The organism is Streptomyces sp. NPDC058758 (assembly GCF_042746075.1).
Lineage (GTDB): Bacteria > Actinomycetota > Actinomycetes > Streptomycetales > Streptomycetaceae > Streptomyces.
Genome location: NZ_JBHYPS010000001.1, coordinates 567,562 through 588,382, shown reverse-complemented (window position 1 = coordinate 588,382; position 20,821 = coordinate 567,562). Strand labels below are relative to the sequence as shown.

Below are 20,821 nucleotides of genomic sequence, written 5' to 3'. Positions count from 1 at the left end.
CGTCAGATAGCCCCGGGAGGCGACCGGCATGAGCGAGCTCGTGGAGCACGGACAGCTGTTCATCGGCGGGGAGTTGACCGATCCTCTCGGCGACGACTCCATCGAGGTGATCTCCCCGCACACCGAGGAGGTCATCGGCCGCGTCCCGCACGCCTCCCGCGCCGACGTCGACCGGGCCGTCGAGGCCGCCCGCCGGGCCTTCGACGAGGGGCCCTGGCCGCGGATGGCCCTGGAGGAGCGGATCGAGGTCGTCTCCCGGATCAAGGACGCCATCGCCGTCCGGCACGAGGAGCTGGCCCGCTCGATCAGCTCCCAGAACGGCTCCCCGTACTCCTGGTCCGTCCTCGCGCAGGCGCTCGGCGCGATGATGGTGTGGGACTCGGCGATCGCCGTCGCCCGCGGCTTCGTCTTCGAGGAGCGGCGCGGCGGAGTCCTCGGCCCGCTGCTCGTGCGGCGCGAGCCGGTCGGCGTGGTCGCCGCGGTGGTGCCGTGGAACGTGCCGCAGTTCACCGCCGCCGCCAAGCTGGGCCCTGCCCTGCTGGCCGGCTGCACGGCGATCCTCAAGCCCTCGCCGGAGTCACCGCTCGACTCGTACCTCCTCGGCGAGATCGCCGCCGAGGCCGGGCTGCCGGAGGGCGTGCTGTCGATCCTGCCCGCCGACCGCGAGGTCAGCGAGTACCTGGTCGGGCACCCCGGCGTCGACAAGGTCTCCTTCACCGGCTCGGTCGCGGCGGGCAAGCGCGTGATGGAGGTCGCCTCCCGCAACCTCACCCGCGTCACCCTCGAACTCGGCGGCAAGTCGGCGGCGGTGATCCTCCCGGACGCCGACGTGGCCGGCGCCGTCGCCGGGATCGTCCCGGCCGCCTGGATGAACAACGGGCAGGCGTGCGTGGCCCAGACCCGGATCCTCGCCCCCCGCTCCCGCTACGAGGAGATCGCCGAGGCGCTGGCCGCCGCGGCCTCCGCGCTGGTCGTCGGCGACCCGCTCGACCCCGCCACCCAGGTCGGCCCGCTCGTCGCCCGACGCCAGCAGCGGCGCTCCCTCGACTACATCGGCATCGGGCAGCAGGAGGGGGCCAAGGTCCTCGCGGGCGGCGGCCGTCCGGACGGCCTGGACCGGGGCTGGTACGTCGAGCCGACCCTCTTCGGCGACGTCGACAACTCCATGCGGATCGCCCGCGAGGAGATCTTCGGCCCGGTCGTCTGCCTCCTGCCGTACGGGGACGAGGCCGAGGCCCTGCGGATCGCCAACGACTCCGAGTACGGCCTCAGCGGCAGCGTCTGGACCGGCGACGTCGAGCACGGCCTCGACTTCGCCCGGCAGGTCCGCACCGGCACCTTCAACGTCAACACCTTCAGCCTCGACATGCTCGGCCCCTTCGGCGGCTACAAGAACTCCGGCCTGGGCCGCGAGTTCGGCCCCGAGGGCCTCTCCGAATACCTGGAGCACAAGATGATCCACCTCCCGGCCGGCTACGGGGACCACTGATGGGCGACCGCTGGCACGTGGAGGTCGACCGGAGCGTCTGCATCGGCTCGGGCATGTGCGTGAACCACGCCCCGGACGGCTTCCGCCTCGACACCGCCCGCCAGTCCCATCCCACGGCCCCCGAGGCCGACGCGGGCGAGCGGATCCTCGCGGCGGCGGAGGGCTGCCCGGTGGAGGCCATCCTGATCACGCTCGCGGACGGCGGGGAGCCGGTGTACCCGCCGGAGGAGTAGGCCCCCGGGCCCCGTGGCACACTCCTCCCCTGATCACGGTGCGAACGGCCCGTGACCTGGGAGGGGACGCGCGTGCAGGGGAAGGGACGGGCCGCTTCGGCGGCCCTGGCGGTGCTGGTGGTGGCCGGGCTCGCGGGCTGTGGGGCGGGGGACGGGGCGGAGGGGACCCCGCCGCCCGTCCCGCCCCGCCCGGCGGGCACGGGACCGCTCACGAAGGACGCGGTGCGGGCGGACGTCGAGGGGGTGCTGGCGGCTGCGGACGCGCCGCCGGACGCCCGGGACTTCTCCCGGGGGATGGAGGAGGACCGGCTCCGCGGGTGCGCGGTGTTCTACAAGGGTTTCGGCGACCGGGAGCACCCCGCCGACCTCGCCCGGTACGAGGCGGTGACGGACGGGCTGCGCGGGCGCGCCTGGCGGTTCGCCGGGAAGGGGAACGGGCACGAGGAGCGGGGCGGGAAGGTCCACCGCCCCCAGGAGATCTTCGAGCAGCGCGGCTGGACCCTGGTGACCGAGTTCGGGCCGGGGGCCGACGAGGGCGTGGGGACGCTCGGCGTCGTGGCCTACGACGAGGCGTGCATGGAGCGGACCGGCCTCATGGACACGTTCCGGAAGGCGGGGTCCTGACCGTGCGCACGAGGAACGGAGCGGCCGCGGTGGCCGCGGTCCTGCTCGCCGGCGGATGCGCCGGGCCCTCCACGATCGAGGAGCCGGCCGCCCGGGGCCGGGAGGCCGTCCAGGCCGAGATCCGGGGCGTCGTCGCCGGCGCGGGGATGCCGGAGTCGAAGCTGCCCGGAGCGGGGGAGGCGACCGGCACGGCGGCCCCGGCGACGGAGCGGGAGCGGGTCGCGCGGCGCGCCGCCGCCTGCGCCGCCGGCTGGCAGTACGTCGGGCCCGTCGTGGACGGCTCGCGCGGGAAGTACGAGAAGGCCCTGACGGGGCTGACGGGGGCGGGCTGGAAGGAGCACGGGAAACGGTTCGAGGAGCCGATCGGCGAGAACGACGGCACCATGGTGCAGGTCGCACTGAAGAAGGAGGGGTGGACCCTCTACGCCCGCCACACCCCCTCCCGCGCGCTGGGAGTGGACATGATCTCCTTCACCGCCACGGAGGACGCGTGCATGGAGCAGTTCACCGAGCAGGAGATCGACCTCCTGTCCGGCGAGGACCCGAGCGAGGGTTCGGGCGAGGACCCGGCTCAGTGACGGGCGGCGGTCCGCTCCGGTGCCGTCAGGTCGATCAGCCGGCAGACCGTCTCGATGTCGATCTTCACCTGGGCGATCGAGGCGCGCCCCGACAGCCAGGTGATGAGGGCCGAGTGCCAGGTGTGCTCGATGACGCGGACCGCCGACAGCTGCTCCGGCGTCGGCTGCTCGGTGCCCATCGCGTCCAGGATGATCGCCGTCGTCAGCCGCGAGACCGTGTCGACCTCGGGGCTGACGCTGCGGTCGGCGAAGGTCAGCGCCCGGACCATCGCGTCGGCGAGCTGCGGCTCGCGCTGGAGCGCGCGGAAGGCCCGCATCAGGGTCTCCGCCACCCGCGCGGCCGGGGCGGCGCCGCCGGGGGGCCGCTTCCGGAGCGTGGTGTGCATGTGCTGGAGCTGGTCCTGCATGGTCGCGACGAGCAGGTGGATCTTGGAGGGGAAGTAGCGGTAGAGCGTGCCGAGGGCGACTCCGGCCGCCTCCGCGACCTCCCGCATCTGCACCGCGTCGAAGCCGCCGCGGGCGGCGAGCCGGGCGCTGGCGTCGAGGATGCGGCGGCGGCGCGCCTCCTGTCGCTCCGTCAGGGGCGGCGTGGCGGAGGGGCGGTGGTCCGCTCTGCTCTCTGCGGTCATCGGGGTCCCGTTCCGTGCGGTGGGGAGCGCCAGTATGGCGGAGGACGGCCGTGGCGCGAACCTCCGCGGCCGGGTGGCGCGAATCACCTGTTCCGGTGCTCACAGCGAAGCTACCTGCCGGTAGATTCGGTGCCTCTCGACGGATCGGCGGATGCCGCGCGAGGCGTGGAGAACGATCAAGTCTGTAACTTGTTCTACATTAGCGCGAGCGGTTACGCTCGCGCGAAACGCACGTTCGAAGGGGGTCGCGCATGACCGCTGAGGCCATAGAGGCAAGCCCCCGACAGGGTGCCGCCCCGTCCGGTGACCGTCCGTTGCGGATCGCTCTCCTCACGTACAAGGGGAACCCCTTCTGCGGGGGCCAGGGCGTCTACGTCCGCCACCTCTCCCGCGAACTGGCCCGCCTGGGCCACACCGTCGAGGTCTTCGGCTCGCAGCCGTACCCCACGCTCGACGAGGGCGTCACGCTCAGCGAGATCGCCAGCCTCGACCTCTACCGCCAGCCCGACCCCTTCCGGACGCCGAAGCGCGAGGAGTACCGGGACTGGATCGACGCGCTGGAGGTCGGCACCATGTGGACCGGCGGCTTCCCCGAGCCGCTGACCTTCTCGCTGCGCGCCCGCCGCACGCTCGCCGCCCGCCGCGGCGACTTCGACGTGGTCCACGACAACCAGACCCTCGGGTACGGCCTCCTCGGCGGCCCCCGCGCGCTCGGCGCCCCGCTGGTCACCACGATCCACCACCCCATCACCGTCGACCGGCGGCTCGACCTCGACGCCGCCGCCGACTGGAAGCGCCGCGCCTCCGTCCGCCGCTGGTACGGCTTCACCCGCATGCAGAAGCGGGTCGCCCGCCGGCTGCCGTCCGTCCTCACCGTCTCCGGCACCTCCCGGGACGAGATCGTCGAGCACCTCGGCGTCCGCGAGGACCGCATCAGGGTCGTGCACATCGGCGCCGACACCGAGCTGTGGTCCCCGGACGCCTCGGTCGCCGAGGTCCCCGGCCGGATCGTCACCACCTCCAGCGCCGACGTCCCCCTCAAGGGCCTGGTCTTCCTCGTCGAGGCGCTCGCCAAGCTCCGCACCGAGCGGCCCGACGCGCACCTCGTCGTCGTCGGCAAGCGCGCCGAGGACGGCCCGGTCGCCCAGGCCATCGAGCGGTACGGCCTGGACGGCGCCGTCCGCTTCGTGAAGGGCATCAGCGACGCCGAGCTGGTGGACCTCTACCGCTCCGCCGAGGTCGCCTGCGTGCCCTCCCTGTACGAGGGCTTCTCGCTGCCGGCCGCGGAGGGGATGGCCACCGGGACGCCGCTGGTCGCCACCACCGGCGGGGCGATCCCCGAGGTCGCCGGTCCCGACGGCGAGACCTGCCTCGCGGTGCCCACCGGCGACGCGGGCGCGCTGGCCGCGGCGCTGGGACGGGTGCTGGGGGACGCGGAGCTGCGGGCCCGGCTCGGCGCCGCCGGGCGCGAGCGGGTGCTGGCCAACTTCACCTGGGCCAGGGCCGCGCAGGGCACCGCCGAGCTGTACCGCGAGGCGGTGGCCCGACGGGCCGCCGCCCGCCGCTGAAACGGGCCCCGGCCCCCGTACCACCTCCGCACCACCCGAACTCCCGCCACTCGGAAGGGCAGACCCCGTGCTGACCGTCGACTTCACCCGCTTCCCGCTCGCCCCCGGCGACCGCGTGCTCGACCTGGGCTGCGGTGCGGGCCGGCACGCCTTCGAGTGTTACCGGCGCGGCGCCCGGGTCGTCGCCCTCGACCAGAACGGCGAGGAGATCCGCGAGGTCGCCAAGTGGTTCGCCGCCATGAAGGAGGCGGGCGAGGCCCCGGCGGGCGCCACCGCCACCGCGATGGAGGGCGACGCGCTCAACCTGCCCTTCCCCGACGAGTCCTTCGACGTCGTCATCATCTCCGAGGTCATGGAGCACATCCCGGACGACAAGGGCGTCCTCGCCGAGATGGTCCGCGTCCTCAAGCCGGGCGGCCGGATCGCGATCACCGTGCCCCGCTACGGCCCCGAGAAGGTCTGCTGGGCGCTCTCCGACGAGTACCACGAGGTCGAGGGCGGCCACATCCGCATCTACAAGGCGGACGAGCTGCTCGCGAAGATCCGCCAGGCCGGGCTCAAGCCGTACGGCACCCACCACGCGCACGCCCTGCACTCGCCGTACTGGTGGCTGAAGTGCGCCTTCGGCGTCGACAACGACAAGGCGCTGCCGGTCCGGGCGTACCACAAGCTCCTGGTCTGGGACATCATGAAGAAGCCCGCCCTGACCCGGGTCGCCGAGCAGCTGCTCAACCCGGTCGTCGGCAAGAGCTTCGTCGCCTACGCCACCAAGCCCCACCTCCCGAAGGCCGCCACCGAGGCCGGGACCGCCACCGCCACCGATGCCGCCGGCACCGACACCGCGGACGCGGCCAAGTGACTTCTCCCGAGCGGATCGCGGAACACCTGGTCCTGCCCGGCGTCCTCACCGCCGAGCAGGCCGCCGCCACCGTCGCCGGCATCCTCGCCGCCCAGCGCGAGGACGGCGCCATCCCGTGGTTCCGGGGCCACCACCTCGACCCGTGGGACCACACCGAGGCCGCGATGGCCCTGGACGCGGCGGGCGAGCACGAGGCCGCCGCCCGCGCCTACGCCTGGCTCGCCCGGCACCAGAACGGCGACGGCTCCTGGTACGCGGCCTACCGGGACGGCGACCCGGAGGATGTCACCGACCGCGGCGAGGAGTCCAACTTCACCGCGTACGTGGCCGTCGGCGTCTGGCACCACTACCTGTCGACGGGCGACGACGCCTTCCTCGACCGGATGTGGCCGGTCGTCTACGCGGCGGTCGAGTTCGTCCTCGGGCTCCAGCAGCCCGGCGGGCAGATCGGCTGGAAGCGCGAGCCCGACGGCACTCCCGTCGCGGACGCCCTGCTCACCGGCTCCTCCTCGATCCACCACGCCCTGCGCTGCGCCCTGGCGATCGCCGAGGCCCGCGAGGAGCCGCAGCCGGACTGGGAGCTGGCGGCCGGGGCCCTGGCGCACGCGATCCGCCGCCACCCGGAGCGCTTCCTCGACAAGTCCCGCTACTCGATGGACTGGTACTACCCGGTCCTCGGCGGCGCGGTCACCGGCGCCGACGCGAAGGCCCGCCTCGACGACCGCTGGGACGACTTCGTCGTCCCCGGCCTCGGCGTCCGCTGCGTCGTCCCCAACCCGTGGGTCACCGGCGGCGAGAGCTGCGAACTCGCCCTCGCCCTCTGGGCGACGGGGGAGTCCGACCGGGCCCTGGCGATCCTCCAGGACATCGGCCACCTGCGGGCCGCGAACGGCCTGTACTGGACGGGGTACGTGTACGAGGGCGCGGACGGCGGCGCGCCCGCGGTCTGGCCCGAGGAGCAGACCACCTGGACGGCGGGCTCCCTCCTCCTGGCCGTCGCGGCCCTCGGCGGCGAACAGGCCACCGTCGCCGTCTTCGGCGGCGAGGCCCTGCCGACGGGCCTGCCCCCGGAGTGCTGCGGGGAGTGACGGGTCGGACACCCGTTCGGGGCCGTCGGGATGGCGGGGGGACGGGGGCCGGGTGAGGCTGGCGGGACCACTCCCAGGGAGGTTCCGCTGTGTCCGGAAGTCTGAACCGCGGCGCCGCCGCGCTGCTCCTGTCCAGCACGCTGCTGCTCTCGACCGCCGCGTGCGGGGCCGACACCAGCCAGAGCGTGAGCGCGGCCGCCGCCACCCCGTCGGCGTCGGGCACCTTCGAGCGGCAGAAGCTCGCGAAGACCCGCTTCGTCGCGAACGCCGGGCTCGCGGCGGGGGCCGCGTACCAGTGGATCGTGAAGCCGTACCGGGCGGGCAAGTTCAAGAAGGGCGCGGACGGCCGCACCTTCGCCCTGATCAAGGCGGGGGCGGCGGGCGCGTTCACCTACAACCGGCTCAAGGCGGCGGTGAACAACGCCAAGGGCGATCCGCTGCTCTCCAAGGCGGTGGCCCCGCTCTCGTCCGGCATCGACTCGCTCAAGGACCTCGGCACGAAGCTCCGCAAGGGCGAGCTCGACGCGGCGGACGTCGGGGGCCTGGAGGGCGTCATCAACGGCATCAAGGACGCCGGCAAGTCCGCCGGGGCCGAGGTCGTCGACAAGGTCCCCTCGGCCTCCCAGCTCAGCGGCGGCTGACGGGCCGGCCCGCCGGCCCGCCGGCCCCCGGCCCGCCGGCCGGTGCGCCGGTCAGACGAGGGCGGCGGACCCGGCCAGCGTCGGGTAGTCGTTGTAGCCGGCCTCCTCGCCCGAGTACATCCAGTTCGCCTCCCGGAGCGGGTTGAGCGGCGCGCCGGTGCGGAGCCGTTCGACCAGGTCGGGGTTGGCCATGAAGGCGCGGCCCAGCGAGATCAGGTCGGCCCCGGCCGCGAGCAGCCGCTCGCCCGCCTCCTTCCCGCCGTCGGCGGGAAGGGGCCCGCCGAAGCCCAGCACCGGGTTGGCGATGAGGGCGTTCGGCCAGGCCGCGCGGATCCACCGGAAGAGCGGCTGCCCGGGGTCGGCGAAGATCACGTGCAGATAGACCGGGTCGAGCGCGGCGAGCGCGGGGACGAGCGCCCGGTACAGCGCGGCGGTCTCCTCCTCGCCGCCCTCGTCGACGCCGTTCACCGTGACCCCGGGGGAGATGCGCACCCCGACCCGTTCGGGGCCGATCGCGTCGGCCACGGCCCGGACGACCTCGACCGCGAACCGGACCCGGTTCTCCACGGACCCGCCGTACGCGTCCGTGCGCCGGTTGGTGTTCTTCGCCAGGAACTGGTGGAGCAGGTGGCCGTTGGCGGCGTGTACCTCGACCCCCTCGAAGCCCGCGTCGACGGCCCGGCGCGCGGCGGCGGCGAAGTCCGCGACGGTCTCCCGGATCCCCTCGGCGTCCAGCTCGCGGGGCACGACGGACGGCTGCCGGCCGGAGGGCGTGTGGATCTCCTCCGGCAGCGCGACCGGGGAGGGCGCGACCGGCAGGAGCCCGCTGTTGTCGGGGTGGCCGACCCGGCCGCCGTGCTGGAGCTGGAGGAACATCCGCCCGCCCCCGGCCCGCACCGCGTCGGTGACCCTGCGCCAGCCGGCCACGTGGGCGTCGTCGTGGATCCCCGGGATGTTCGGGTACGTCTGGCCGACGGCGTTCGGGGTGGTCCCCTCGGCGATGATCAGGCCCGCGGTGGCCCGCTGGGCGTAGTGGGTGACCATGAGGGGCCGGGGGACGCCGTCGGCGTCCGCGCGGTTGCGGGTCAGCGGCGGCATCACCAGCCGGTTGGGCAGGGTGAGGGGGCCGAGGGGGACGGATTCGAAGAGGCGGGAGGACTCCGGTGCGTTCGTCATGCGGGTACCGTAGGAGTTGACACCAGTGTCAGGTTCAAGTCCCTTCTCCCGGAGGAGAGTCGGCGGATGCGCATCGGTGAACTAGCCCGGCGCAGCGGCGTCAGCGAGCGGTCGCTGCGCTACTACGAGACCCAGGACCTGCTGCGGTCCGAGCGCACCCCGGGCGGTCAGCGGCAGTACGGCGAGTGGGCGGTGGACCGGGTCGTCCGCATCCAGGCCCTGTACGCGGCGGGCCTGAACAGCCGCAAGATCGCCCACCTGCTGCCCTGCATGCGCGACGCGGACGGCGCGCCCAGCGAGATCGCCACCTCCCAGCTGGTCGACGAGCTGGCCGCCGAGCGGACCCGCATCGACGCGATGATCGCCGACCTGGTCCGCTCCCGCGACATCCTGGACGAGGTCATCGAGACGGCCTCCGCGCCCCGGCCCGGTCCGGAGGAGACGGCCTAGCCGGCCAGCTCCGCCAGCGTCCGCAGCGTCTCCGGGTCCGGGGCCGTGACCAGCAGCTCCGTCACCGGGCCCGACCGCCACTCGGCCAGCCGCTCCGCGATCCGCTCCCTCGGGCCCACCAGCGAGATCTCGTCGGCGAAGGCGTCCGGGACGGCCAGGACGGCCTCCTCCCGGCGGCCTTCGGAGAAGAGGGCCTGGATGTGGCGGGCCTCCGCCTCGTAGCCCATGCGGGCCATCAGGTCGGCGTGGAAGTTGCGGGTCGCGTGGCCCATGCCGCCGATGTAGAAGCCCAGCATCGCCTTGACCGGCAGCAGGCCCTTCGCCACGTCGTCGCAGACCCGGGCGCGGACCATCGGGGCGACCCGGAAGCCGTCGGGGAGCCGGTCCGGCAGGGCGTACACCTCGCGCCAGCGGGTGGGGGACCAGTAGAGCGGCAGCCAGCCGTCGGCGATCTCCAGGGTCTGCGCGATGTTCTTCGGGCCCTCGGCGCCGAGGAGGACGGGCAGGTCCGCGCGGAGCGGGTGGGTGATCGGCCGGAGGGGCCTGCCGAGGCCGGTGCCGTCCTCGCCCGCGTACGGGAGGGAGTGGTGCCGTCCGGCGAGGGTGACGGGCGCCTCCCGCCGCAGCACCTGCCGGATCACGTCCACGTACTCGCGGGTGGCGGTGAGCGGGGAGCGGGGGAAGGGGCGGCCGTACCAGCCCTCCACGACCTGCGGGCCGGAGAGCCCGAGGCCGAGCCGCATCCGGCCGCCGGACAGGTGGTCCAGGGTCAGCGCGTGCATGGCGGTCGCGGTCGGGGTGCGGGCGGCCATCTGGGCCACCGCCGTGCCGAGTCCGATGCGGCTGGTGTGGGCGGCGATCCAGGTGAGGGCGGTGAAGGCGTCCGAGCCCCAGGCCTCCGCCGTCCACACCGAGTCGTAGCCCAGCCGCTCCGCCTCGCGCGCGAGTTCCAGGTGGGCGGGGGAGGGGCCGCGGCCCCAGTAGCCGAGCGCGAGTCCCAGGCGCATGACCGGGCTCCTTTCTGACGGTACGTCAGTTCGGTCCCGGGGACTGTACGGCAGCGGCCCCCCGACCGGAAGGACTTCCGGTCGGGGGGCCGCCGTGCGGAGCGGGTGCGGTCAGCCGCGCTGGATGCCGGTCGCGTCCTGGAGGACGCCGCGGCGCCCGTCCTGCGTCTGCGCGATCAGCGCCTGGCCGCGCTGCTCCACGGCCAGGTACCAGGTGCCGGGGGCCAGTTCGGCGATCTGCGAGCCGGAGCCGTCCTCCGCGTACAGCGGACGGGCGACCGGCACGGCGAACCAGAACGGCGTGAAGTCCGAGCCGCCCTGGGCCTGCGGCTCGGGCTGCGGGGCCGGCTGGGGCTGCGGCTGGCCGCCGAAGTGCTGGCCGCCCTGCGAGGCGTCCTGCGGGGCCGGGTAGGGCTGGTGGGCCTGCTGGGCACCCGGGTAGCCGTAGCCGCCGCCGGGAACGCCCGGCTGGCCGGGCTGCGCGCCGTACGGCTGCGCGACCGCCGGCCGCGGGGCGCCGACGAGCGGGGCCTTGAGGGCGGGGACCATCGGGGCGGCCAGGGCGGCGGCGGCCAGGACGAGGGCGGCGATCAGGCCGAGGATCAGGCCGGCGCCGGCGTTCTCCGACTCGAAGACCCACATGAGCAGGTTCCACGCCGAGGCGACCGTGAAGGCGGCGCCGATCTGGCCGAGCTCCAGGCCCAGGACCTTGCGCGGCTGGGGCAGGCCGTGCGAGACGACGACGAGCGCCGCGCCGGCGAGGCCGAGGAAGAAGGCGCCCCAGCCGAGCGGCGACGCCTCCCAGGAGTTGCCGAAGTCGATCTGGTCGCAGATCGCGGCCGGACCGTCGCAGCCGGCGGTGTCGAGGAACGAGGCGATGAACAGCACCACCGCAGCACCGATCAGCACGCCATCGCCTCGGGTGAGGGAGCGGATATTCACGTAAGAAGTCCTTCGTCGGGTCGTCGTCGCGTCGGGCAGGCGCCGGTTCTTGGCACGGGGGCGGCCCCATCGTACGGAGCGAATCTATCGCTCGCGGGTTCTACCCCTGGAGGTAGGTCACGATGCCGTCGGCGATGCCCTGGGCCGCCTTCTGTCGCCACGCCCCGGACGTCAGCAGTGCGGCGTCCTTCGGATCACGCATATTGCCGCATTCGACGAAGACCTTGGGCACCGTTGACAGATTGAGACCTCCGAGATCGGAGCGGACGTCCAATCCGGTGCCGCCGCCGAGGTAGTTGGCCGGGGATGTGCCGGTCGTCCGGCGGAATTCCGCGGCGATCCGCTCGCCGAGCGCGCGCGAGGGGGCCACGATCGGACCGGTGTCCGCGGAGCCCTCCTTCACCTTCGCGGGCACGATCACGTGGAAGCCGCGGTTCCCCTCCGCCGAACCGTCGGCGTGCACGGAGACGACGGCGTCGGCCTTCGCCCCGTTCCCGATGCGGGCCCGTTCGTCGATGCAGGGTCCGTACGGCCGGTCCGCGTCGTGCGTCAGGACGACCTTCGCGCCGCGCGCCTCCAGGAGCCCTCGCAGCCGGTGCGAGACGTCGAGGGTGAAGGCCGCCTCCGTGTACGCGGGCCGGTCCCCGGACGCGTTCGTCGAGGTCCCGGTGGTGTCGCACTCCTTGCGGGCCGTCCCGATGTCGACCTTGGCGTTGATCTCCCGCCCGTGGCGGAAGTTCCCCGGGTTGTGCCCCGGGTCGACGACGACCGTGCGGCCGGCGAGGGGGCGGGCGGCGGAGGGGGCCGGGGCGGGGGACTCCGCCCGGGCCTGGGCCCGGGTGCGGTCCGGGCCGGGCGTCGTGGCCATCGCGGCCGGGCCCTCGGTGCCCTGCGCGGCCTCGGAGGCGGCGCCGCAGCCCGCGAGGGCGGCGGAGCAGACGAGGGCCGCCAGGGCGGCGGGCAGGGAGCGGGTCACGGGGTTCCTGTGGTCGTACGGCACCCAGCGACTCTAGGCCCTTCCCCGGCCGAAACCGCGGACCGGATGTACCGGCTGGGTCACCGCATCCGCAAACCGGTGGACGCGTGTCCTGCGCGGGTGAAGGGTAGGTCCCCGGAGCGGCGTGGGGGTGTCACCGCGCCTGGACCCACGAGGGGGAGCCGGTGGGGGAAGAACCGAACGACGCACGTCCCCGGGACGAGCAGCCGAAGCTCGACCTGAGCAAGCCGGGCCCCGGCGGCGAACCGCCCGCCGCCTCCGGCGAGACGGTCAGGATCAGACCCGGCGGCGGGGCCACGGGCCCCGCCGCCGGCACGCCCGCGACGCCGAGGGACGCCGTACCGGCGGACGCGGTGCCCCGGGACGCCGTACCGGCGGACGCGCCGCCGAGGGACGCCGTGCCCGCCGACCCGAGGTCCGGCGAAGCGGCGCCTCCGGCGGCCGTGCCGCCGCAGACCGCGCCGCAGCCCACGCCCACGGGGTCCTTCCGGCTGCCCGCTCCGGCGCCCTGGGAGGCTCCGGGGCAGAACGGGGGGTCGGCCGGCGCGGCCGCGTCCTCCGGCGCCGAGGGGGCCTCGGGCGCGGGCGCTTCCGGTTTCGGGCCGCCTTCCGGGGCCGAGGGGTCCCCGGGCGCGGGCGGTCCTGGTTTCGGGCCGTCCTCGGGCGCCGGCGGGGCCCCGGATGCGGGCGGTTCCGGGTTCGGGCCGTCCGCCGGTGGCTTCGGGGCCGGCTTCGGCGGGGGCGGGACGTACGGGCAGGGGTACGGGCAGGCGCCCGGGACCGCGCCCGGATGGGCGGGGGCGGGGACGCTTCCGCCGCCGCCCTCCGCCCCGCCGGCCTTCGCCCCCGGCGGCGGGGGCGGGCAGGGCGAGAGCCGGCCGCTCCAGGCCGTGGCCGTCGGGCTGCTGAACCTCTCCTGCCTCGGGCTCGGCTACGTCCTGCTGCGCCAGTGGATCTGGGCGGCGGTCTGCTGGGCCGCCACCGCGGCGCTGCTGCTGCTCGCGCTTCCGGCGGACGCGGACGGGGTGCCGGCCGGCGTGCTCGCCGGGTACGGGGCCGTGCTGCTCGCCGCCGCCGCCGACGGGGCCCGCCGGGGCCTGCGGGCGCGGCTCTCGGTGGGGGACGCGGCCCGCCGCCTGGTGCTGCCGCTCGCCGTCGTGCTGCTCGCCGTGCCGGCCGGCGGCGCCGTCGCGTACGGGGCAGCCCGCGACGAGGCCCGCGAGGAGGCGTTCCAGCAGTCCCTGCTGGCCCGGCTCGGCACGGCCGACGCGCTGGTGAAGGCCAAGGAGGGCACCCGCTTCGACCTCGCCGAGAGCGACTACGCCACGGCGCTGGACACGTACGAGAAGCTGGCGCTCGACCACCCGGACTCCCGGGCCGGGAAGCTGGTGCCGGAGCGCCTGGACGCGTACGTCACGTCCGTGTCGAAGCCGTACGCGGACAAGAAGTACTGCGAGGCGGTCGATCCGCTCAAGCACCTGCGCTCGCTCCCGGACACCGTGGACGCGAAGGTGCTGGGGGACCGCGCGGACGGCTTCGACGAGCCGCTGGCGCAGTCGCTGTACGAGTGCGGCGCGGGCGAGCTGGGCCGCGAGGCGACCAAGCCCGCCCACGAGGCCTTCACCGAGCTGGCCTCGACCTTCCCCGATTCGCCGTACGTCGGCAAGGCCGGGAAGCTGGTCGGCGACGGCCTGCGGAAGGCGGCGGCCCCGCTCTCCGACGGCAGCGCGTCCGACCCGTGCGCCACCACCGAGGAGGTGCGGACCCGGCGGTCCGACGTCGCCGCGCTCCAGGGCTACGAGCTGGGCGGGCCGGTCGCGGACGCGGCCCGGGCGATCCAGAAGGGCGTCTTCTCCTGCGGCACCAAGCAGTTCCGCGACGAGGAGTACTCCGACGCCGTGAAGACGATGGACCGGTACGCCAAGGACTATCCGGACAGCCCGCAGACCGCGCACGCCCGGACGATCTCGATCGCCGCGCAGATCGCGGACCACGAGCCGGCCGCGGGGAAGAAGCTGCCGCCGGCGACGGTGCCGGGCGGCTCCCGCATGCCGATGGTGGTCAGCAACGACGGCAAGGACTCCGTCGAACTGCTCTACACCGGCCCGGTCACCGGCAAGATCACCCTCAGGGGGTGCGGCACCTGCACCAACTACGGCGGCATCCGCGAAGCCGTCGACCCGGACGCCAAGCCCTGCGGCGGCCCGTCCTCGAAGTACCCGAAGGCGACGCTCCAGCTGCCGGCGGGCACGTACTACTTCCTCCAGCGGCGGTCCGGCGGCCTGTCGTCGGCGGGCGAGACCAAGGACAGCAAGGCGGTCATCGAGCCGGGGTACACCTACACCAACTGCCTCTACGTGACGTCGAACTTCTGACGGGGGCGGTCAGTACCCGTCCACGATCCGGTCCACCGCCGCCGCCACCAGCGCGTCCCGCTCCTCCTCCGAGAAGACGTCGGGGAGGGTCAGCTGCTCCACGACCAGCCAGTTCAGGGTGAGGATCAGCAGCTTGACGGAGGTGGCGTCGCCGGGGAGGCCGGAGGACTCGTGGAAGGCCACGTTGGCCTCGACGTCGGCCCGCACCCGCTCGGTCAGGACCGAGCGGAGCGCGGGCCGGCGGGTGGCCTCCAGGCGCAGTTCCAGCAGGGCGAGGTAGCCGGTGCGGAAGGCGGAGATCCGCCCGACCAGCTCGCGCATGATCCGGGTGTACGTCTCCTTGTCCCGGGGCGCCGTCCGGGTCTCCTCCATGGCCGCGTCGTCGGGCCGGAGCCGTTCGTAGACCCGGGCGCCGGCCTGGGTGAGGAGTTCGTCGCGGCTCGCGAAGTAGTTGGAGGCGGTGCCGGTGGGCACCCCCGCCGCGGCGTCCACCGCGCGGAAGGTCAGCCCGCGGGCGCCCTCCGCGGCCAGCACCTCGATCGCGGCGTCCACGAGCGCGGCGCGCCGCTCGTCGTTCCGTCTCGCCATGACACCACTCCGTCCGTAGTACTACACCTCGACCCCTTTGAGTAGCGTACGCGTCCGCGCGACGAGTGCGCGTCCCCGCGATGAGTTCGGGCCGTCCGGGCAGTCATGACTGCGGAACACCCGAGCGAGGAGGAATCCCATGACCGCCGGCCCCCGGCCCAGGACCCAGCTGCTGAAGGTCCAGAACTTCAACGTCTCCGCCGACGGCATCGCCGCCGGCGAGGACCAGACGCTGGAACGCCCCTTCGGCCACGTCGACCCGGGCCGGCTCTTCGCCTGGGCGGGAGCCACCGCCAGCTGGCCCAACCGCACCGACCCCGGCGGCAGCCGCGGCCTCGACGACCACCTGGTCCGCGACTTCCACCACAACATCGGCGCGGAGATCATGGGCCGCAACAAGTTCGGCCCCGTGCGCGGCCCCTGGCAGGACGAGGAGTGGAAGGGCTGGTGGGGCGAGGAGCCGCCGTTCCACACCCCGGTCTTCGTCCTCACCCACCACCCGCGCCCGTCCCTCACCCTCTCCGACACCACCTTCCACTTCCTCGACGCCGACCCGGCGACGGCCCTGGAGCGGGCGAAGGGGGCGGCCGACGGCAAGGACGTCCGCCTCGGCGGCGGGGTGACGACGATCCGCTCGTTCCTGGACGCCGGCCTCGTCGACACCCTCCACGTGGTCGTCTCCCCGGTGAAGCTCGGCACCGGCCTCAAGCTCTGGGACGCGCCCGAGGACCTCACCGACCGCTACCACCTGGACGTCGTCCCGAGCCCGAGCGGGGTCACCCGCCACCTCTTCTGGCGGAAGTGACCCGCTCGGCGGAATTCAGGAGACCCGGCGCAGCACCCGCAGCGAGTCCGTGACCGAGACCTCCTCGAACTCCCCGGACTCCAGGGCCCGCAGATAGATCCGGTACGGCGCCTGCCCGCCGTCCGCCGGGTCCGGGAAGACGTCGTGGATCACCAGCAGGCCCCCGGGGGCGACCCGGGGGGCCCAGCCCTCGTAGTCGTTCGTCGCGTGCTCGTCGGTGTGCCCGCCGTCGATGAAGACGAGCCCCAGCTCCCCGCCCCACACCTTCGCCACCTGCGGGCTGCGCCCCACCACCGCGATCACGTGGTCCTCCAGGCCCGCCTTCCGCAGCGTCCGCCGGAAGGTCGGCAGCGTGTCCATCGCGCCGACCTCCGGGTCCACCACCGTCGGGTCGTGGTACTCCCACCCCGGCTGCTGCTCCTCGCTGCCCCGGTGGTGGTCCACCGTCACCGCGACCGTCCCCGCCTCCCGCGCCGCGTCCGCCAGCAGGATCGTGGAGCGCCCGCAGTACGTCCCCACCTCCAGGAGCGGCAGCCCGAGCTTCCCGGCCTCGGCCGCCGCCGCGTACAGCGCCAGGCCCTCGCCGACGGGCATGAACCCCTTCGCCGCCTCGAACGCGGCAAGGATCTCGGGACGGGGCTCGGACATGGCGGTCTCCTACTGGCGAGTAGTACGTCGGTACGGGCGCCCATCGTGCCCTACCCGTCGCACTCGAACCACACCGTCTTCCCGTCCCTCCGCTCCTCCACCCCCCACCGGTCCGTCACGCCCTCCACCACCACGAGCCCCCGCCCGCCCTCCGCCGCCCCGTCCGGCACCTTCGCGTGCAGCGCGCCCGCCACCCCGTCCGCGACCTCCACCCGCAGCCCGTACGGCTCCCGCAGGAACAGCACTGAGCAGCGGCGCCCGGGGACGTGCCGCACGACGTTCGCGACCAGCTCGGTCAGCGCCAGCTCGGCGGAATCGGACACCCGGTCGAGTGCCCACCGTGTGAGGAACATGCGCAGGATGCGGCGCATGTGGCGCGCCGAGTGCTCACCCACGGTGAAGCCCATCCGGTAGCTGGCCTCAAGTGCCGCAGGATGCAAGTCTGTTGGTTCGTTCATGCCCCCAGCGTGGAGCAGCTTCGTTACGCTCGGCTACGGACTGAACGCAACGCCACGGTGCGTACGCAAGGGGGGGTGACCTCGTCTTGGTCAACATCCGCAGCCTCGATCCCAGCGCCTCGCCGCTGGACTACTACGGCTACGAACTCCGCCGGCTGAGAGAGGAAGCGGGACTCAGCCAGTCCCAGCTCGGCGAGATCCTCTACTGCACCGGCTCGCTGATCGGCCAGATCGAAACCGCGAGAAAGGTCCCGACCAGGGAGTTCTCGGAGCGGCTGGACGCGGCGCTGATGACGGGCGGGTTCTTCACCAGGCTGGTGGGGCTGGTCTTGAAGAGCCAACTGCCGTCGTGGTTCAGACCGTACGCGGAGATGGAGGCGAAGGCGACGTACCTGTGCTCTTTCCAGGCGCAGTTGGTGCATGGGCTGCTTCAGACGGAAGGGTATGCCCGGGCCCTCATGGGGGCCCGGTTCGAGCGCGACCTCGACGGACTGGTCGCCGCCCGCATCGAGCGCCAGCGGATCATGGACCGCGAAAACCCGCCACTGCTCTGGGTCGTCATGAGCGAGGCGGCCCTGCGCCAGGAAGTCGGCGGACGGGAGGTGATGCGGGAGCAACTGAGCCATCTGTTGGACGTGCAGGAACGAGAGTGGGTGAAGATCCAGATCCTTACGTTCGAGGTGGGTGCGCACGCAGGGTCGCACGGCTCCTTCAATCTCCTTCGCTTCGCGGACGATCCCGACCTCGTCTACACCGAGGACTTCGTGCAGGGGCATATGACCGTGGATTCAGCTGCGTTCAAGGAGGGGGCGCTCCGTTACGATCACCTCCGAGCGGCGGCTTTGTCCGTGGAGGATTCGTCCGCGCTGATCACCCGCGTCATGGAGGAGCACTATGGAGACCAACCAGAGTCTGGCGGGAGCGCGCTGGCGTAAGTCTTCGTACAGCGGCGACAACGGTGGAGACTGCATCGAATGCGCTCCCCTCGGCACCGCCGCCTGGCGTAAATCCTCGTACAGCGGTGACAACGGCGGCCAGTGCATCGAGGTCGCCGATCTCGCCGCCCACGTCGCCGTCCGCGACTCCAAGAACCCCGAAGGGCCCGCCTTCCTCGCGTCGCCCGCCGCCTTCACGGCGTTCGTGAGCGCCGCCGCCGAGGGGCGCCTCGGGCGCTGACCCGTGGCGACCCTCGTGGGGATGGTGATCCTCGCCCTCGTCCTGCCGACGTGGGCGGGGATCACGTACGTGGGGCTGGTCCGGGCCCGGCGGGAGAACGCCGGACTGCCGGGGCCGCCCCGCCCCCGGCGTACACCCGCCAGGAAGGCCGCCTGGACCGCCGTCCTCGCCTACCTCCTCGGCGGGGCGCTGCACGTGTACGGGCTGTCGTACCTGCCGTTCCTCCAGCCCGAGGACGCCTGCTGGTTCAACGCCGGGCACATGGCGGTGCCCGACTCCAGCGGTGCGCTGCCGGTGAGTCTGGTCTGCGCGGGGGAGGAGATCGTGCCGGTGTGGGTGAACCCGGGGCTGCTCCTGCTCGCGGTCACCGCCGTCGGCGCGACCGTCGCGTCGGTCGTGCTCGCGGTCAGGGACCGGCGCCGGCGGGCGTGAGGCGGAAGGTCCAGGTGTCGACGGTGTAGCGGGCCGGGTCGTCGGCGCGGGGTTCCGCGACGGTCGCGACCAGCCGCTTCCCGTCCCACCGGAGGGACCGGATCGTCCGGCCGCCGGTGAGGGGCGTCAGCTCCGCCAGGGTGGTGGGAACGAGGTCCCGGTCCACCGCGCGGAGCACGTGGCCGTCCAGGACGAGGATCGTGCCGTCCGGGAGGACGACCGGCTCCGGCGGCTGGGAGTCGGCCAGCGCGGGGCCGGGGGAGACCGTGCCGCCGGGCAGGAGCCGCACGACCCGGTTGCGGGTCGGGTGCCGCCGGTCCGCCTCGACCACGCGGACGCCCGTACCGACGACGTAGTGCCCGTACGAGGCCCAGCGGTCCGTCTCGACGCCGTCCCGGTCGTACGCGACGGTCTCGAAGACGCCGTAGCCCTCCAGGCCCAGCAGGAAACGGCCGCCGCCGCGCGCGGCCCCGCGCTCGCCGCGCAGCTCGGCGACGAGCCGGCCGTCGGCCAGGTCGAGGAGGTACGCCGGGCCGAGGAAGCCCCACGGGGTGTACTCCAGCGAGTCGGTGGTGACCAGGACCCGGCCGCCGGATACGTGCGCGGCGTTGGGGCGGCCGGCGAAGGCGTGGGTCCAGAGGGTGCGGCCGTCGGGGCCGGTCGCCCGGACCGCGCCCCGCTCGCCGTGGACGGCGAACCCGTCGCGCCGGGCGAGCGGTTCGCCCCGGCGGCGGTCCCGGTCGTACGGGGGCGGGCCCTCCGCCCGCCGATGGCCGACGACCTCCGCGCGCCACGCTCCGATGCCCGTCACGCGGGGGAGCGTAACGCGCGGAGGGCTCACCGTCCGTCGAACAGGTGGGCCAGGGCGGTCGGGGCGAGGCGGAGGGAGTCGAAGTCGGCCCGGCAGCCCCCTCCGACAGGCGACTGCGCGCCGATGCCGACCCGTACGGGGCCCGGGGCGCCGAGCGTGAACTGCCGCACCAGGCTCCACTTCTCCCCGTCCTCGGAGGAGTGGAAGGCGAAGCGGTCGCCGGTCCGGCTGATCCGCAGCCACAGCGCGTCCACGGCGACCGGGGCGGCGATCGCGTCGTCCGAGCGGCCGCGGGTCACGACGGAGAAGACGCCCGGAGTCCCGTCCGGCGCCTGCTCGAACGTCAGCTTCGCCCAATGGTCGTCGTCGGCGTGGACGAGGAGCGCGCCGGCGTCCCACGCGTCCCGCAGGCCGACCCGGAGCCGGGCCGACCACTGCCAGTCGCCCTCCGGAGGCACGGTCAGGGCGAGCGCGGCGTCCTGGCGCCGGGTGCCGTCCAGGGGGTCGGTGAACAGGTCGGTGCGGGGCGCGGCGGTGACGGTCAGGACGCCGCCGTCGCCGTCGAAGGACCAGGTGGAGGGCGGCACCACCCACTCCAGGGAGAGGGGCAGGGCACCGGCTTCGGCTGCGGAGGTCATGGCCCCATGATCGGGTTTCGCGGCCGTCGGAGCAGTACCGGAGGCCGAGGATCCAACAACCCGCACGGAAGTCCAAGCGGCTTCCGGACCGCTCCGGCACGTTCCCGGGCACGGCCCCCGGCCCCCGGGCGTCGGCCCTCGCCCCGCCCGTGTCGTCCCCCCGGGTCGCCCCGCCCGTGTCGCCCCGCCCCGAGGGGGAAAGGTCAGGCCCCCGCCAGCACGCCCCGCAGCTTCCGCACCCCCGCCTTCCACTCCTCGCCGTCCGACTCCTCCCACAGCTCCAGGAGCTCGGACGGCTCGGCCAGCACCCGGTCAAGCGCGGCGACGGCCTCCGCCCGCAGCTCCTCGGGCAGCGCCCCCAGCGGCTTCTTCGGGCCGTACGAGGTCGTGACCGGCTCCCCGCCCGGGCACTGCGCCGCCACCAGCGCCGCCGAGGCGATCGCCTCCATCGACAGGTCCGCGTCCAGGTACTCCTCCCCGGTCCCGGTCACCTCCCGGAACGCCGCCCGCAGCACCTCCGCCCTCGTCCCCTCGGCCGCCTCGTCCACGCGGTACGAGAAGTCCGCCGCGGTGTCGTTGTCGAACGGACCGATGTCCCAAGTCCCCATG

General features: G+C 74.1%; 25 protein-coding genes. 14 read left to right on the top strand and 11 right to left on the bottom strand.

Annotated elements, in window-relative coordinates; genetic code table 11:
- Positions 1–28: 28 nt before the first annotated feature.
- The 4 genes from ACFW6A_RS02685 to ACFW6A_RS02670 all read left to right on the top strand — a co-directional run bounded on the left by ACFW6A_RS02685 (position 29) and on the right by ACFW6A_RS02670 (position 2,924).
- Positions 29–1,489 (top strand): aldehyde dehydrogenase, encoded by a 1,461-nt coding sequence (locus ACFW6A_RS02685; protein ID WP_351853281.1) that lies wholly within the window; start codon positions 29–31, stop codon positions 1,487–1,489.
- The gene (locus tag ACFW6A_RS02680) at positions 1,489–1,722 is read left to right on the top strand and encodes a ferredoxin (RefSeq protein ID WP_351853279.1); all 234 of its coding nucleotides are present in this window, start codon (positions 1,489–1,491) and stop codon (positions 1,720–1,722) included. The genes ACFW6A_RS02685 and ACFW6A_RS02680 overlap by 1 nt, the downstream gene beginning before the upstream one ends.
- Before the next feature lie 72 nt (positions 1,723–1,794).
- Positions 1,795–2,346, top strand: a complete 552-nt coding sequence (locus tag ACFW6A_RS02675) for a hypothetical protein (RefSeq protein ID WP_351853277.1) — start codon at positions 1,795–1,797, stop codon at positions 2,344–2,346.
- Positions 2,347–2,348: 2 nt separating this feature from the next.
- A complete protein-coding gene (locus ACFW6A_RS02670; RefSeq protein WP_351853275.1) occupies positions 2,349–2,924 on the top strand; it encodes a hypothetical protein in 576 nt (191 codons plus the stop codon).
- Here the strand turns inward: ACFW6A_RS02670 and ACFW6A_RS02665 are convergent.
- Entirely contained in the window at positions 2,918–3,553 is a 636-nt protein-coding gene (locus tag ACFW6A_RS02665; protein ID WP_351853273.1) for a TetR family transcriptional regulator, read from the bottom strand. The two genes, ACFW6A_RS02670 and ACFW6A_RS02665, sit on opposite strands and share 7 nt — an antisense overlap.
- A 251-nt stretch (positions 3,554–3,804) precedes the next feature.
- Here ACFW6A_RS02665 and ACFW6A_RS02660 point away from each other — a divergent pair, with 251 nt between their 5' ends.
- The 4 genes from ACFW6A_RS02660 to ACFW6A_RS02645 all read left to right on the top strand — a co-directional run bounded on the left by ACFW6A_RS02660 (position 3,805) and on the right by ACFW6A_RS02645 (position 7,709).
- Positions 3,805–5,121, top strand: coding sequence for a glycosyltransferase family 4 protein (locus tag ACFW6A_RS02660; protein WP_386638288.1), 1,317 nt, complete (start codon positions 3,805–3,807; stop codon positions 5,119–5,121).
- Positions 5,122–5,188: 67 nt separating this feature from the next.
- Positions 5,189–5,980 (top strand): class I SAM-dependent methyltransferase, encoded by a 792-nt coding sequence (locus ACFW6A_RS02655; protein ID WP_386638285.1) that lies wholly within the window; start codon positions 5,189–5,191, stop codon positions 5,978–5,980.
- Positions 5,977–7,068: a prenyltransferase gene (locus ACFW6A_RS02650; protein ID WP_386638282.1), complete on the top strand. Its 1,092-nt coding sequence runs from the start codon at positions 5,977–5,979 to the stop codon at positions 7,066–7,068. The genes ACFW6A_RS02655 and ACFW6A_RS02650 overlap by 4 nt, the downstream gene beginning before the upstream one ends.
- Before the next feature lie 89 nt (positions 7,069–7,157).
- The gene (locus ACFW6A_RS02645; protein ID WP_351853263.1) at positions 7,158–7,709 is read left to right on the top strand and encodes a hypothetical protein; all 552 of its coding nucleotides are present in this window, start codon (positions 7,158–7,160) and stop codon (positions 7,707–7,709) included.
- Between the two features lie 51 nt (positions 7,710–7,760).
- On the opposite strand, the gene ACFW6A_RS02640 is transcribed toward ACFW6A_RS02645, so the two are convergent.
- Positions 7,761–8,885, bottom strand: a complete 1,125-nt coding sequence (locus ACFW6A_RS02640) for an alkene reductase (RefSeq protein WP_386638279.1) — start codon at positions 8,883–8,885, stop codon at positions 7,761–7,763.
- 66 nt (positions 8,886–8,951) lie between these two features.
- Here ACFW6A_RS02640 and ACFW6A_RS02635 point away from each other — a divergent pair, with 66 nt between their 5' ends.
- Positions 8,952–9,335: a MerR family transcriptional regulator gene (locus ACFW6A_RS02635; protein WP_351853258.1), complete on the top strand. Its 384-nt coding sequence runs from the start codon at positions 8,952–8,954 to the stop codon at positions 9,333–9,335.
- On the opposite strand, the gene ACFW6A_RS02630 is transcribed toward ACFW6A_RS02635, so the two are convergent.
- From ACFW6A_RS02630 to ACFW6A_RS02620, 3 genes are all read right to left on the bottom strand, one after another.
- Positions 9,332–10,342, bottom strand: a complete 1,011-nt coding sequence (locus ACFW6A_RS02630) for an LLM class F420-dependent oxidoreductase (protein WP_351853255.1) — start codon at positions 10,340–10,342, stop codon at positions 9,332–9,334. The genes ACFW6A_RS02635 and ACFW6A_RS02630 overlap by 4 nt on opposite strands.
- Before the next feature lie 111 nt (positions 10,343–10,453).
- The gene (locus ACFW6A_RS02625; RefSeq protein ID WP_351853252.1) at positions 10,454–11,284 is read right to left on the bottom strand and encodes a hypothetical protein; all 831 of its coding nucleotides are present in this window, start codon (positions 11,282–11,284) and stop codon (positions 10,454–10,456) included.
- Positions 11,285–11,384: 100 nt separating this feature from the next.
- Positions 11,385–12,284, bottom strand: coding sequence for an N-acetylmuramoyl-L-alanine amidase (locus tag ACFW6A_RS02620; RefSeq protein ID WP_351853250.1), 900 nt, complete (start codon positions 12,282–12,284; stop codon positions 11,385–11,387).
- Between the two features lie 161 nt (positions 12,285–12,445).
- On the opposite strand from ACFW6A_RS02620, the gene ACFW6A_RS02615 reads away from it, so the two are divergent.
- Positions 12,446–14,656 (top strand): hypothetical protein, encoded by a 2,211-nt coding sequence (locus ACFW6A_RS02615; RefSeq protein ID WP_386638274.1) that lies wholly within the window; start codon positions 12,446–12,448, stop codon positions 14,654–14,656.
- Between the two features lie 9 nt (positions 14,657–14,665).
- Here ACFW6A_RS02615 and ACFW6A_RS02610 read toward each other — a convergent pair whose 3' ends face one another.
- Positions 14,666–15,244: a TetR family transcriptional regulator gene (locus ACFW6A_RS02610; RefSeq protein ID WP_351853244.1), complete on the bottom strand. Its 579-nt coding sequence runs from the start codon at positions 15,242–15,244 to the stop codon at positions 14,666–14,668.
- A 139-nt stretch (positions 15,245–15,383) separates the two neighbouring features.
- Between ACFW6A_RS02610 and ACFW6A_RS02605 the strand changes: the two genes are divergently transcribed.
- Positions 15,384–16,049 carry a dihydrofolate reductase family protein gene (locus tag ACFW6A_RS02605; protein ID WP_386638271.1) on the top strand — a complete coding sequence of 222 codons (666 nt, stop codon included), beginning with the start codon at positions 15,384–15,386 and terminating at the stop codon, positions 16,047–16,049.
- Between the two features lie 15 nt (positions 16,050–16,064).
- Here the strand turns inward: ACFW6A_RS02605 and ACFW6A_RS02600 are convergent, their stop codons facing one another.
- Together ACFW6A_RS02600 and ACFW6A_RS02595 are read right to left on the bottom strand one after the other, a co-directional pair.
- The gene (locus ACFW6A_RS02600; protein WP_351853238.1) at positions 16,065–16,697 is read right to left on the bottom strand and encodes a class I SAM-dependent methyltransferase; all 633 of its coding nucleotides are present in this window, start codon (positions 16,695–16,697) and stop codon (positions 16,065–16,067) included.
- 50 nt (positions 16,698–16,747) lie between these two features.
- Positions 16,748–17,155, bottom strand: coding sequence for an ATP-binding protein (locus tag ACFW6A_RS02595; protein WP_351853236.1), 408 nt, complete (start codon positions 17,153–17,155; stop codon positions 16,748–16,750).
- A gap of 86 nt (positions 17,156–17,241) precedes the next feature.
- Here ACFW6A_RS02595 and ACFW6A_RS02590 point away from each other — a divergent pair, with 86 nt between their 5' ends.
- From ACFW6A_RS02590 to ACFW6A_RS02580, 3 genes are read left to right on the top strand one after another with little or no spacing between them, the layout of a single operon-like run.
- A complete protein-coding gene (locus tag ACFW6A_RS02590; RefSeq protein ID WP_351853234.1) occupies positions 17,242–18,090 on the top strand; it encodes a helix-turn-helix transcriptional regulator in 849 nt (282 codons plus the stop codon).
- On the top strand, positions 18,050–18,331 hold the full coding sequence (locus ACFW6A_RS02585; RefSeq protein ID WP_351853232.1) for a DUF397 domain-containing protein: 282 nt from the start codon (positions 18,050–18,052) through the stop codon (positions 18,329–18,331). Before ACFW6A_RS02590 ends, ACFW6A_RS02585 begins: the two co-directional genes overlap by 41 nt.
- A 21-nt stretch (positions 18,332–18,352) precedes the next feature.
- On the top strand, positions 18,353–18,763 hold the full coding sequence (locus ACFW6A_RS02580; protein WP_351853229.1) for a hypothetical protein: 411 nt from the start codon (positions 18,353–18,355) through the stop codon (positions 18,761–18,763).
- Here ACFW6A_RS02580 and ACFW6A_RS02575 read toward each other — a convergent pair.
- From ACFW6A_RS02575 to ACFW6A_RS02565, 3 genes are all read right to left on the bottom strand, one after another.
- Positions 18,738–19,574 (bottom strand): hypothetical protein, encoded by an 837-nt coding sequence (locus ACFW6A_RS02575; protein ID WP_351853227.1) that lies wholly within the window; start codon positions 19,572–19,574, stop codon positions 18,738–18,740. The two genes, ACFW6A_RS02580 and ACFW6A_RS02575, sit on opposite strands and share 26 nt — an antisense overlap.
- A 26-nt stretch (positions 19,575–19,600) precedes the next feature.
- Positions 19,601–20,212, bottom strand: a complete 612-nt coding sequence (locus ACFW6A_RS02570; RefSeq protein ID WP_351853225.1) for a DUF1349 domain-containing protein — start codon at positions 20,210–20,212, stop codon at positions 19,601–19,603.
- Positions 20,213–20,415: 203 nt separating this feature from the next.
- On the bottom strand, positions 20,416–20,820 hold the full coding sequence (locus tag ACFW6A_RS02565) for a DUF4259 domain-containing protein (RefSeq protein WP_351853222.1): 405 nt from the start codon (positions 20,818–20,820) through the stop codon (positions 20,416–20,418).
- Between the last annotated feature and the right edge of the window lies 1 nt (position 20,821).